At 62.7% G+C, this 12,342-nt stretch carries 12 protein-coding genes and 1 pseudogene; 3 read left to right on the top strand and 10 right to left on the bottom strand.

Annotation, left to right across the window (positions count from 1 at the left end; translation table 11 throughout):
- Positions 1-272: 272 nt before the first annotated feature.
- Positions 273-1,916, bottom strand: coding sequence for a hypothetical protein (locus ACQR1F_RS08820; RefSeq protein WP_434912856.1), 1,644 nt, complete (start codon positions 1,914-1,916; stop codon positions 273-275).
- 109 nt (positions 1,917-2,025) lie between these two features.
- Here ACQR1F_RS08820 and ACQR1F_RS08815 point away from each other — a divergent pair, with 109 nt between their 5' ends.
- Together ACQR1F_RS08815 and tnpC (ACQR1F_RS08810) are read left to right on the top strand one after the other, a co-directional pair.
- Entirely contained in the window at positions 2,026-2,328 is a 303-nt protein-coding gene (locus tag ACQR1F_RS08815) for a hypothetical protein (RefSeq protein ID WP_434912855.1), read from the top strand.
- 211 nt (positions 2,329-2,539) lie between these two features.
- Positions 2,540-3,244: pseudogene (tnpC, locus tag ACQR1F_RS08810) on the top strand (IS66 family transposase); the annotation flags it as partial.
- A 477-nt stretch (positions 3,245-3,721) separates the two neighbouring features.
- On the opposite strand, the gene ACQR1F_RS08805 reads toward tnpC (ACQR1F_RS08810), so the two are convergent.
- The 4 genes from ACQR1F_RS08805 to ACQR1F_RS08790 form a co-directional block, all read right to left on the bottom strand.
- On the bottom strand, positions 3,722-3,955 hold the full coding sequence (locus ACQR1F_RS08805) for a hypothetical protein (protein WP_434912854.1): 234 nt from the start codon (positions 3,953-3,955) through the stop codon (positions 3,722-3,724).
- Between the two features lie 162 nt (positions 3,956-4,117).
- Positions 4,118-4,495 (bottom strand): hypothetical protein, encoded by a 378-nt coding sequence (locus tag ACQR1F_RS08800; protein WP_434912853.1) that lies wholly within the window; start codon positions 4,493-4,495, stop codon positions 4,118-4,120.
- Positions 4,492-4,776: a hypothetical protein gene (locus tag ACQR1F_RS08795; protein ID WP_434912852.1), complete on the bottom strand. Its 285-nt coding sequence runs from the start codon at positions 4,774-4,776 to the stop codon at positions 4,492-4,494. Before ACQR1F_RS08795 ends, ACQR1F_RS08800 begins: the two co-directional genes overlap by 4 nt.
- Positions 4,777-5,092: 316 nt before the next feature.
- Complete coding sequence (locus tag ACQR1F_RS08790) at positions 5,093-5,686, bottom strand: glycosyltransferase (protein WP_434912851.1); 594 nt, start codon at positions 5,684-5,686, stop codon at positions 5,093-5,095.
- Between the two features lie 741 nt (positions 5,687-6,427).
- Between ACQR1F_RS08790 and ACQR1F_RS08785 the strand changes: the two genes are divergently transcribed.
- The gene (locus tag ACQR1F_RS08785; protein WP_434912850.1) at positions 6,428-7,516 is read left to right on the top strand and encodes an IS110 family transposase; all 1,089 of its coding nucleotides are present in this window, start codon (positions 6,428-6,430) and stop codon (positions 7,514-7,516) included.
- Between the two features lie 434 nt (positions 7,517-7,950).
- Here the strand turns inward: ACQR1F_RS08785 and tnpC (ACQR1F_RS08780) are convergent, their stop codons facing one another.
- The 5 genes from tnpC (ACQR1F_RS08780) to ACQR1F_RS08760 form a co-directional block, all read right to left on the bottom strand.
- Complete coding sequence (gene tnpC / locus ACQR1F_RS08780; protein ID WP_434912849.1) at positions 7,951-9,477, bottom strand: IS66 family transposase; 1,527 nt, start codon at positions 9,475-9,477, stop codon at positions 7,951-7,953.
- 69 nt (positions 9,478-9,546) lie between these two features.
- Positions 9,547-9,900, bottom strand: coding sequence for an IS66 family insertion sequence element accessory protein TnpB (tnpB, locus tag ACQR1F_RS08775; protein WP_434912848.1), 354 nt, complete (start codon positions 9,898-9,900; stop codon positions 9,547-9,549).
- Entirely contained in the window at positions 9,897-10,283 is a 387-nt protein-coding gene (tnpA, locus tag ACQR1F_RS08770; RefSeq protein WP_434912847.1) for an IS66-like element accessory protein TnpA, read from the bottom strand. The genes tnpB and tnpA overlap by 4 nt, the downstream gene beginning before the upstream one ends.
- The gene (locus ACQR1F_RS08765) at positions 10,280-10,753 is read right to left on the bottom strand and encodes a hypothetical protein (RefSeq protein WP_434912846.1); all 474 of its coding nucleotides are present in this window, start codon (positions 10,751-10,753) and stop codon (positions 10,280-10,282) included. The genes tnpA and ACQR1F_RS08765 overlap by 4 nt, the downstream gene beginning before the upstream one ends.
- Before the next feature lie 613 nt (positions 10,754-11,366).
- The gene (locus ACQR1F_RS08760) at positions 11,367-12,275 is read right to left on the bottom strand and encodes a protein-L-isoaspartate O-methyltransferase family protein (RefSeq protein WP_434912845.1); all 909 of its coding nucleotides are present in this window, start codon (positions 12,273-12,275) and stop codon (positions 11,367-11,369) included.
- Between the last annotated feature and the right edge of the window lie 67 nt (positions 12,276-12,342).

The following is a 12,342-nucleotide window of genomic DNA, read 5'->3' as shown; positions in this document are numbered from 1 at the left end:
TTTGGTCCAAATAGCAGGCCCGCTTGACTGAACTTATGTCTTGTAAAACGAAATACCTTATGATTGAAACACAGGGCGCAATATTGCGCAAGTTGTAAAAGACGTATCGCATTGCAAGAGCCCATCGCTCGCGAGATTGCGGATGAGACCGACCTGGCGATGCCCGCGCCGTCGCAGATGCGATGGGCGCTTGGCCATCTTATCGCGCGCGAGCACGCCCGCCGCAGCCACGATGCGCGCAGCCACACAGTGTGGGATACGCGGATTCGGGCTCAGATCACGCTGCTGATGTTGGTGAGCTTGGAACGGGAAAACAGGTTGACGTCGAGATTCAACTCGCCGGCCGACGCAAGCCCGCCGATCGAGCGGTCTTCGTCGAGGATCGCCGCGGCGATGGCGTTGCGCGTTCGGTACTGCCAATCGGCGCCGGCGAGCGCGTAGCACTCCACATCGACGCGCAACTCGATCCTGTTGCCGGGCTCGATCCGCAGCCTGTATTGCGGGCGCGGAATCTTCGGCACGCAGTCGAACCGGTCGAGCGCGTTGCGGATCGGGACCGGCGGGATCGGCCACCGCGTGCCATCGGCACTGGTGACCGTCAGCACGTCCGTGGTTCGCCCGAGGAGCTCGATGGCCGGGCCGTGCAGCCCGCAAGGGCAGGGGCCGCGGCCGCCCCATCGGCCCCAGTCACCGACCTCATAGCGCAGGAACGCGGCCGAGCGTTGAAAGGGATACAGCGCGGTCAGGTGAATCCCGCCCTGCGCACCCTCGGCCACCTGCCGGCCTTGGGCGTCGAGCACCTCGGGATACAGGTTTGGGGCGAAATGATAGCGGCCCGGCTGGGCCGGGCATTCCACTGCGCCTCCGACCAGTTCTGAGCAGCTGTAGACCGTGTGCAGCTGTGCGCCCCAGCTGTCCTCCAGCCAGCGCCGCGTCACCGGACCGATCCAGGAGCCGGTGACAAGCAGTGTTCTGACGGCGGATTGGCGCGGCGACAAGCCGCGTTGCAGCATGTATTTGGTCAGAAGGATCAGCCCGAACGAGGGGGTGGCGTGGATCGTCTCGATCTGCCGCGTGCCTTTGGGAGAGGGAAATTCAGCGAACACCTGCCCTGCGATGTAGTCCCACAGGTCCCACACATTCTCGTGCAATGCGTTGGTCTCGTAGGTGGCGAGCACGGTGTCGCTGGCGCCGAGCGGCGCTCCGATCAGGCGCCCCGCCGGCATCAGCCGAAGCGTCATTCCGGAAGGGGCGGGTGCGGTCTCGCCCATCAGGCCCCAGTCGGACAAGGCCGCGTGCTCGGCGCGGCAGTGCGGGACCAGTAACGATCGACCGGTCGTCGTCGCGGATGTCGCCGTGTAGAAGTCGATGGGCTCTCCGTCGGCGCAGATGGAAGGCAAGTCCATTTCCAGCTCGCGTCGCCGCAACGTCGGCAAGGCCTGGAAGTCGTCGAGAGATGACACGGCGGCAGGGTATCGCGGATCGGAGTAGCGAGCGCAGGTTCGCTCGGCATGAGCCAGCGTGAGGTTGATGAAGTCGCGCGCAAGCTCGGGTGTACCGATGTGGTCGGCGAAGCTGTCCAGCGCCGCTGCCAATTCAATCTGGTCGCCTCGATAGCTCTCCACCGCCGACAGTAGATCGGCAACCCTGGCGGCGCGCTGCGGCGCCGCCGTCGCGAGCCAGGCCATGAACTCGGACAGTCGGTCCGGAGTTCCCGCATGTTCACGCAAGGTCGATATGAACAAGGACGCGCTCATCAGTCTCTGGTCGCCCCGGCTACACTGGGAAAACAGCGTTGCGATGCGGTCGAGCGCGGAGATCACGGAGGGCGCGATGGTGCAGGGCACGTTCTCGGTCCTGTGGCCGGTGCGACGAAGCCAATGCGCTAATTCGGAAATACTATCGATGGTTGTCATGGGATCACCTGGTGAAAACATGGTGAAAAAAGTATCTGGCGCGGATTGGCGTAGCTGATAGACTAATGGCACTAGGCGTTGGTCACTGTCCTAAACCAAGGAGCATATTATGGCCAATTCGAGGGAATTAGCCCGGACACGGGTCAAGGAAACCACACAGGACGCAAAGACACTCGCCAATTTCCTTGCGGAAAATGAAACCTTTGCTGATGCTCTCAGCGAATTGCTCATGTCCGAACTCGATGGCACACCGGACTTCGAGCGCGCGATGGCGGACGCCAAAGGCTATTTGATGAGCCGAAACGTGGAGTTGCCGGCCGATGCGCGGGTGAAGTTCACCAAGAACAGTCCTTTCTTCGCCCAGGTTTGCATCAACGAGTCCTGCATTTCCATCACGGTCAAGGTGCAGTAAGCGGCGCGCGAGGCTGTTGGGTCGCCAACGAGTCGCCAAAATTAGGATAGGCGGCTGAGTAGGCCAAAGATGTTATGAATTGGCCGCTCGACCGTTTGGCTCATCGCCACGGAGAGCGGCTCCGCAAGTATTAATTGAGTGTTTTCATGGTGATCAACTAATTGGGACTACGACGCCGGCGTCGGCTGCATGCAAGGCCTCATTCTGTTCGGATGAACGAGCGTTGGCTTTGCACCCGTGGCAGGCTGCGATCCAAGCCGTGCGCGCAAAACGCCGGCGCCCAGCACGTCGGCCGCTGCCCGGACATCTGCCGCGCAAGCGCATCGTGCATCCGGCGCCAACCAATTGCCCGTGCTGCGGCGGCGACAGGCTGCGCAAGAACGGCGAGGACGTGACGGAGAGGCTGGAGCTCGTGCCGCGGCAGTGAAAGGTGATCCAGCACGTGCGCGAGAAGTTCTCATGCCGCGCCTGCGAGGCGATCACGCAACCGCCAGCGCCGTTTCGTCCGATCTCGCGGGGACGCGCCGGGCCGCGCTTGCTGGCGCACACCCTGTTCGCCATATACTGATTGCACCTGCCGCTCAACCGGCAGAGCATGACCTGCGCGCATGAGGGCGTGACGCTGGGTGTCTCGACGCCGGCCGACTGGGTCGGCGCGGCGGCCGCGACATTGATGCCGCTGGCCGAGGCGATCAAGGCGCATGTCCTCGCTGCCGAGCGCATCCATGCCGACGACACCACGGTGCCGGTTCTGGCCAGGGGCAAGACGCGTACGGGGCGCGTCTGGACCTATGTGCGCGACGATCGGCCCTTCGCCTGGCATGCGCCGCCGGCCGCCTTGTTCTTCTACTCGCCCGACCGCTCCGGCACCCATCCAGAGGCGCATCTTGCGACCTATGCCGGACCGATGCAGGCGGGTTTTTAGTCCGTCCCCGGCTTCTCGACCGAGCACGAAAATCGAACAAAAACCCGAACAATCTGAGATTTCCGGTCCAAAAGTCCCAGAATAAGTCCTGGACTTGGTTTCATCGTTCTTGGGAGGTTCTCGGCGCAACGTCCACCGCCCAAAGGAGCGGAGGCCGAGTTTTTCCCGTCCCCCCTTGCGGCGAGTTTGGGTAATCGGCCGGGACGCTTGTGCTCGTTGGGTGTGAACAGTGGTCCAGGATCGCTCGCTCGATCCTCTTGTTGGAGCTAATTGTTTGGTTTCCCGATCGGGATCCAGAGCCGATCTTCAACTCTTTGCTTGTCCAACCGACAACACGGTGGCCAAAGTTGCTGCCCGAACGCCTTGCGATCGTGCAGTCGCCATCGGCGTGCGTAGCCCTAAGAAGGCTTCTGCCAATAGGTCGTCCGTGTCTCCATCAACGAGCTGCCTCCCTCCAGCCTGGGCGCTTTAAAGTTTCAGGGCGATCGCATCAAGCGTGTTCCTGGTGCCCTTATCACCTCGTTTCTTCCGAGCCGTGGCCACCGCTTTCAATCCCTTCACCGCTGTGCCGCTGCGACATCCTCGAGTGGCCGTTTCTCCCACCTTGCCGATCAGTTGCTGCTCATACTGAGTGTAAGCCACGTCGTAGCCCCCGATCTCAATTTGGCGATCTTCCTCCGTCAGATCTGGTGACGCAATCACCTCGGCCTTCAGCGTCAGCAGAGCCTGCTCGGCGTCGGCTGTATTGCGCTGCGCGATCAGGGCGCTGACGCCGCGCTAGCGTTCGTGAAACGGCAGCCCGGCCAGCGAACCAAGCATCGATCTCGCCGGCTTGTTCTCGATGGGAGCAAACAAGCTTCCGCACTACTCGGTCGCTAACAAGCAATAATCAAAGCCATTTAGGGCGCGCCCCTTCGGATCGCGGTTCAAGCGCAACTGATTGTCCGCAACCACGAGATCGTTTGCTGTCATGTTCGGAGGCAACGGTCCGGAAACGAGCAGATAGCCGCTTTTCGACAGCGCCATGCCGTCGAAAAATGCGAGGCGTTGCTGGGCGGTGCTGAGCGAAAAGATAGCTGCCACTCTGACAAAAAGTTTGCTCGCAACGCGAGCCCCCGTACTGAAAGCAGCTCCCCCAACTTCCGCGGAGACATCCGCGGCGAGTTGCAGGACCGACCGGGCAATGTCGGTATACGGCATCCGGAACAGTCCGACGAATAACGCGACGTTGTCCTGCTTCACGGCGCGCGTCGCACGATCGGCAAATTCACATGCCCCGGTTGACCGCCCATGTCCGCCGGCATTTGCTTGACGGTTTCGTTGCTGAGGATCAACGGAACGTGGCTGCGCTCCGGTCCATAGGTGTATTCTGCAACACAAACGCCCAGAGGAAGGTAATCAACAAAATACTCACCGCCTTCGGCGAGTCGCATCGCCAAAAGCCGGACGCGGAAATAGCTAGACTCCGGCACGAATTCGAGGTCATCGCCAGCTGTCGCGGCGTCCTCGCTCGGAATCTTCACGCGCGGCGAAGGCCCGCAGGGCTTCCTGACGCCATCTCACCGGAAGGTTAGTCGTCGATTGTCTAGCCTCCCGCATCATAATATAATACCACTCGCGCGAAGATCGCTACGGCGTGGCCCGCGCGGTCAATCAAGCGACTCGAGTCGCTCCTTCACGGAAAAGTAGCGCAAAAATGCCCCGCGGTTCGCAACGATCTGACGCGGGCCAGCAGCGCGACGTTCTCCGAGTGGTGGGGATTTGCCGCAGCGGCCGCCGCCCGGTCCAGGGCCGAGAGTTCATGGTAAAGATGATAGAGGTGCTGCACCGGCGATTGCGTCACACCGGCTCGGCCAAGACGTTCCAGCTTTGCAGCGAAGCCGTTGTCCTCGCCGCCCCATCCCTGGAAGGTTCGATCATTCCGCCGAACTGGGCGATGAGACGGCTGCTCACCAGCACTGCGCCCGCCCTGTTTGTTCCGGTTGACGTGAAGCGCGCGATCGGCTGGCAGGCTTGCGGCTGGCGCTCGCCGCGCATCACCGCGAGGCTGTCGGCCTCCGAGAGGAACAGGATCGTGCGCCAAGGCGTCAGCCCATCTAGCCCGCGGCGCTCGGCTTCCAGCAGTGCATCGGCCACGAAATCGGGCGGAAGCAACAGGTCGGCGTCTAGGAACAGGACGTGGCTGGTGTCGGCGACCCGTACACCATGATTCAGGGCGCGAGTCTTGTGAAACGGTCCCGGTGGAGTCTGCACGAAGACGTGTGCGACGCCGTGCTCCCGGCATAGGTCGCCGGCCACGGGGCGGGGCGCGGCTTCCGCCACCAGCAGCTTGAGCGCGGGTCGGCTGCGCCTCGCCCAATCCAGTGTGGCGGCAAGCTGGGGCAGGCGGCTGGCGCCCTGCGACGGCTCTCCGAATGGAATGACGATCGTCACGCTACCCTGGGCACACCGCCGCGCGGGCGGCTGCGGACGACACTTCAGCCACTGCAGGTGCGTAGAGTGCGAGTCGAAGCGCCACCGTCAACACGCTGGCCTTAAACCCTGGTCTTTTGAGGGTTTCGTTTCCCTTCGCTCAACGCTGTCGGTTTGGCGATGATGTGCGCAAGTCAGCGCCACCAAGTGCGGTCGATCTGCAGCAGGAGTGCCGAGAGATCCTCTTGGACGTGCAGCCGTGGAAGGAAATTTCGTTCATTCTTCTGCAACCAGAGTGCGTGAATTCCGCAGTTGGACGGCAGCGAGTTGGCAGCTTCAAAGTGGCCGTCTCGATCCGTCGATCGCAGGAGGAATGCATGCTGGTGGCTGAGGTTGGGTTGGTTCACAGAGCGTGCAAGAAAACGAGAAGCTAGGCGAAGGCTTAAGGAAGAGAAGGGAAGGAATTTTCACACCCTATGCACCTCTGGTGCAGATCAGAAGCGGGATGATGGTCACAATTGAACAATATCTCCGCCGACCGATGGTGGTGAGCTCTCGCCACGGAAATCTAACTGCCGGCCTATTCTTGGCGGTTCGACCGTTAGCCTCTTAGCAATAATCCGACAGGAATCTTTGTCGGAAGAGCAGATGAGAAGAGGGCAGAGGCCGATTGCCGTCCGTAATCGGCCTGACCGTCCAGCTGCTGACGCGACGGCGGCGGCCATGCAGAATGCGCGCTCTCACCAACACAGGAGGCGCGCCATGGAGTTCTTCTGCGGACTGGATGTCGGCATGGATCAGACCGCGATCTGCGTGGTCGACGATAGGGGCGAAGTGCTGCTGGAGGTCGCGGCGATGACCGACCCGGACGCGATCAAGGGCGCACTGTCGCCGTATCTCGGCCGGCTGCGGCGGGTCGCCCACGAGGCCGGCGCGCTGTCGCCGTGGCTGCACCCAGAATTGCTGCGTCTTGGCCTGCCGGCGATCTGTCTGGAGACCCAGCACGTGCGCGCCGCGCTGCATGCGCAGCGCAACAAGACCGACCGTGCGGACGCGCTCGGGATCGCGCACATCATGCGCACTGGCTGGTTCCGGCGCGCGCACATCAAGACCGCGCCATGCTACCGGCTGCGCCTGCTGCTGACGCATCGACGCAATCTCAAGCGCAAATTCCTCGATATCGAGAACGCGATCCGGCACTCCTTGAAGGCGTTCGGCATCCGGCTCAACCGCGTCGGCCGCGGCGGCTTTGCGCAAGCCGTGCGCGACGCGGTGGCCGGCGACGCGCTAATCAGCGAGCTGATCGATGCCATGCTCAATGCCCGAGCGGCGCTGTGGAAGGAGTACTGTCGGCTGCACGGCCTGGTCGTCAAGCTGGTCGCCGGACACGAGCTGTGCCGGCGCTTCATGCAGATTCCAGGCGTCGGGCCGATCGCCGCGCTGAGCTTCATGACGGCGATCGACGATCCGTCGCGCTTTCGGCGGTCACGCGATGTCGCGGCGTATTTTGGCCTGACGTCGCGGCGCTGGCAGTCGGGCACCTCGATCGATGTGCAGGGGCGGATCAGCAAGGCGGGCGACGCCGATGTGCGGCGCGCGTTCTACGAGGCAGCGAGCGCGCTGCTGACGCGCTTCAAGCGTCGCGACAAGGTGAAGACCTGGGGACTGGCGGTTGCCAGGCGGTCTGGACACCGCAAGGCGGTGGTTGCGGTGGCGGGCAAACTCGCCGTGATCATGCACGCGATGCGGTGCGACGGCACGACGTATTGCGGCGATCAGGCCGTCAGCACCGCCGACGCTGCCGCGCATGCGAAGCGCAAGGACCGCAGGTTGCTGGGCGCGCTGGCATGAATCGTAGCAACAGCCCGGCAGCAACGAACGGGCGTCGCGGACGACGCGCGAAGTGATGGAGCTCCGCTGTCAGCGGATGAGGACCGGTGCAGATCCAAGACGGCGGAACGCACGCTATCTTGCCTGCGAGGCGGTGTCCGAAGGGACGGCGCGATCGCGCAAAATTGCCTGTGGCGTGGCTCCGTCAGACCGATGGAAAATTGCGCCGCAACGGCTATGCTGCTGCCATCGTGCAGCAGCGCGATGCCGTCGCTGAGCGCGGAAAGCTGCACGGCGCACTGGGACTCCTCGCTGTCAACGAGCTGCAGATCAGGCTGCGCTTCAGACGTGTTTTTGACGATGAGGATGGAGAGCACCGATGGCGAAAGCGACGAAGACGATCGTGGCAGAGAGGCAGACCACCGGGCCGTAAGCGTCCGGCCGCCGCACATGCCTCAGGGCTTGACATGATCAGTCAGCTTCCAGCTCCACGGCAGCAATTCGTCGAGACGGTTGGCGGGATGTCCATCGATCATCCGCTGCAGTACGTCTCGCAGGTAGCCGTAGGGCTCGACGTCATTCAGCTTGCATGTCGTGATCAGCGAGCTAATGACCGCCCAACGATGTCCGCCACCGTCGCTGCCGGCGAACAGGTGGTTCTTGCGACCGAGCGTGACAGGACGGATCGCCCGTTCGACCGGATTGGTGTCGAGCTCAATCCGGCCGTCGTTCAGGAAGCGTGTAAGTCCGTGCCAGCGCGAGAGCGCATAGCGGATCGCCTCAGCCAGCGTGCTGCGGCCGGAGACCAGGCGGAGCTGGGCATCGAACCAGACATTCAGCGCGTCGACGATCGGCTTGGAGAACGTCCTGCGTTCGGCAAGTCGGGTGGCCGGCGACTGGCCGCGGATGCGCGCCTCGATGGCATAGAGCTCGCCGATCCGGCGCAGGGCTTCTGTTGCCGCGGGAGACGCCGTGGCTTCGGCCACATCGTAGAACTTGCGTCGCGAGTGGCTCCAACAAGCTGCGAGCGTGATACCCTCCTCGTCGGCCAGCTGCTCGAAGCCAGCATATCCGTCGACATGCAGGATGCCCTTGAAGGCGGCAAGATGTGCGACCGGTCGCTCTGCCTTGCGATCCGGAGCGAACAAATAGATGGCAGCCGGAGGTTCGGGGCCGCTCCAGGGCCGTTGCTCACGCGCGTACACCCAAAGCCGTCCCGTCTTGGTTCGTCCGCGGCCAGGATCGAGTACTGGGATCGGCGTGTCATCGGCAAAGAGATGGTTGGAGGCGAATACGTTCTTGCACAGCCGTTCGTGCAAGGCCTCGAGCCACCAGCACGCCCCGCCAACCCAGCCAGCGAGCGTCGAGCGGCAGAGATCGACGCCATGACGGTCGAAGATCTGCGACTGCCGATAGAGCGGAAGGTGATCGCAGTACTTGCTGATCAACACGTGGGCGAGCAGCGCTGGCGTCGCCAGACCGCCAGCGATCAACCGCTCGGGCGCACCGGCTTGCACGACCTTTTTGCAGGCTCGGCAAGCGTATTTGGGTCTGGTCGTTCGCAGGACGCGAAGCTGAGCTGGTACCCAATCCAGCATCTCGCTGACGCTCTCACCGATCAGATGGAGAGCACCGCCACAGCAGCCGTAGACCCGGTCTTGTACGTCAAGCAGAACGTCTTCGCGTGGCAGATGATCAGGCAGCGCACGACGTCGCGGCGGAGATTTGGCTTCCGGAGTGACTTTCGGTTGCGCTTCTTCGACGCGGCCGATGTCGCTGTCGAGATCCTCCAGACCGAGTGCAAGCTGGTCGGAATCGATGCGCTCGGAGCTGCGGCCGAACTGCATTCGCTGCAGCTGTTTGATGATGGACTTGAGACGTTCGATCTCGGTGTCGCGATGGTCGATCGCAGCAGCAATGTCGCGCACCAGGCGCTGCAGAAGCTCAGGATCGGAGGAGAGATTGGTGAGATCAAGCTGCATGTCCGATGGTACTCGAACCGGCTTCCTCGTAGAAGAATCGCAACTCAGTTCAGCACCAGTTTTTGCAAATCATCCTGCAATCGCTGGCTTCCATACGCGTTCTGTCGCGCGCCAATCGATGCCTTCGATCAGCATCGAGAGCTGCGCTGGCGTGAGGGTGATCGAGCCATCATAACCCGCCATCACCGGCCACACGAAGTCGCCCTGGTCTATGCGTTTGGTGAACAGACAAAGCCCGTTTCCGTCCCAGAACAGGACCTTCAAGATCGATGCCTTATTGCCGCGGAAGGCAAACAGATGGCCGGAGAACGGATCCTTCTTCAGCGTGTCCTGGACCAGCATTGTAAGGCCGTCCATGCCCTTGCGCATGTCGGTGTAGCCGAGTGCCAGGTGCACTTTCACGCCTGCGGGAACGAACATCATTGTGCGGCCTCTTTGCTCTCGATCTGCGCTCGCACGGCATCCGGATCGCTGCCGGCGGGAGCGAAGACGCGCCGTCCATCTTGGAGGTCGACGGCCATCATGCCCTCCGGCGGACGTACGAGATCGCGCAGGGCGCGTGCGGCGGGCATGTCGTCGGGCAGGACGACATGGGCGAGCCTGGAGCGCTTCTTTTGCGCGATGCCGAACTGCGCGCGCCAGCGGAACAGCAGCCCGGTGACAATCCCATGCTTGCGCGCGACGGCAGAGACCTTGGCGCCTGGTAGCTCGGCTTCCTTCGCGATCGCTAGCTTTTCCTCGTCGCTGAAGAAGCGCCGAACCGGTGCCAGCGGCGCCGCCGGATCGCCGATTTCGGCGGCTGTCAAGCAGCGTTCGGGCTGAGAGTTCCTAGCACCAGTGCTAACGGCCGGACGGGCGGAGGGGTGAAGATGGCGCGCCAGTCGATCGTGACCTCGCTAGCGGCCAGTTGGTCGCGCCATTTGCGCAGCGAATGCGGCGACAGCTGTATCGCCGCGGCATAGGCGCGGAGCTCCATTTCGCTCCAGTTCAGCGCCTCGACATGCATCGCCCAGAACGCCTGCGACGGCCGATTGCGTACAACTGAGGTGATCGTGAACCTGCGCTGCTTCTTCTTTCGGAGCGCCTTTTCTCGTTCTTCTTGGGCGCGCTCGCGGCGCAGTTCGGTCTGATATTTCTTGAGCTCAAACGCATCTCGTTGTCCGGTCAGCCGCTTCGCGAAGGCCGCGAGGCGGTCTCGGTGAGACGTTGTTGCTGGGAGTATTTGCGGATCCCGAGACCGCTGCGACGCCTTGCTTTGATGTGCAGCGAACACCATTCGCGGCGCGCTATGTTTTGGAAGTGTTTCGGTCCCACCGTAGATTCTCCAGAGCAGCAGAGAGCCCGAAATGGAACGACAACACACACGAGGGGGAAGGTGTGCAGAGACCGCACGCTTACGAGTGCGGGTTGGATGGCGAGATAAAAGCACCGACGGCGGTCGGGTGCATGTCGTTGGTTCGACCCGATTTTCAGCTGCGATAGAGAACACGCCGGCTGGCTGTTCTCGTGAAAAGGCGCGGCAAATCAATCACCCGAGCGCCATCCGTCGCTTCCGATCAAGGAGGAAGCGAATCCCGCCTTTGGATCGGCCGTTTTGTAGCGTCCGCCGCGGCCTCGATGAACGATCTTCTGCCAAGCCATGTCCGCTGCCGGGGAGGGCGCCGTACGGTCTTTGTCTCGTTGACAAGGGAGCTCTGGTCCGCGGCTCGGTTGCGACGTGACGTTGTCCCTGCTGCGGCCGATGCTTGCATCAACCCGAGCGCGGCGCGTGTCGACGCGTCCGCTCCGCAGTGTTCAAGCCGGAGGATGACGTCCTATCGCGGCCGTCGTGCCCCAGGGGATCGGCTGACGCGTTCCGCCCAGGCGAGACCAATTCACCGGTTCGCGCGTCAGGCAGTGTCGCTGCTGCCGCCCTCGACCTGCTGTGTGGTCGCATCGACCTCGGGCCCTTGTCGCTCCAGCCAGAAGCCAGGTGCTTGATACCAGACGCGCTCGGACGCGGTGGATGATGGAGTGCCGCGGTGGAGTGCTTGGATTGGAACATTCATCATCGTCAAATTTTCGAGGGCGCTCCTCAGCCGGCGGCTGGCGTCCTCATCGCGGCCGTTTGCGCAGGGAAAGATGCTGACTCCGCCGATCGAAGAGGCCTCGAAGGAGGCACCGCGGCGGACCACGCGCAGCAGGAAGCCTGACCAATCCTCGCTGGTCAGCGGGAGCAGCAGCCGGCCGTTGTCGGCGAGGCCATCCAGCCATTGCGGAGCGGGGTGCGTGCAGCCTGCGAACACGATCACCACGTCATGGTCGCTCGCGTCGGCATGGACATCTCGGCCGTCGCCCGAGATCACCTGGACCTGCGGCCAGCCCTTCAGGTTGGTGTGGGCTCGAGCGGCGAGAGCCGGGTCGACTTCGACCGCCGTCACCTGCCCAGAGGGCCCGACGATTTCGGCGAGCACGGCTGAATAGTAGCCGCTGCCCGCTCCGATCTGCAGCACCCTTTCGCCTCGGGCGATATCGAGGTGCTCGAAATTGCGCGCCCAAAAGCTCGGCATCCCATTGTTCAACTTCCGGCTCGGGTCGATCGAGACCAGGACGTCGTGATAGAGCCAACTCGGATCGTCGTCAGGGGTGATGAACGGCTCAGGGTAGGGGTATGGTATGATCCGCCAAGGACCCTGGCCGACAAACGCCTCTCGCGCGACGGCGCCGAAGGCCTCGACGATGTGTGAGTTGCGCAGAATTGGCGTCTTGCAGCGTAGGTCCTCGGCATACCAGCGGCGTGCTTTTGCGATCTGATCCACGGTTCTCTCCTCTCAGCATGGAGGGGATGCGGCTCTCGGATCGGTAGGCGGACACGGCGGAAAAATT

Source organism: Bradyrhizobium sp. HKCCYLS3013, from assembly GCF_051167615.1.
GTDB lineage: Bacteria > Pseudomonadota > Alphaproteobacteria > Rhizobiales > Xanthobacteraceae > Bradyrhizobium.
The sequence above is the reverse complement of the archived record's forward strand: the minus strand, read 5'-3'. Positions and strand labels throughout refer to the sequence as shown.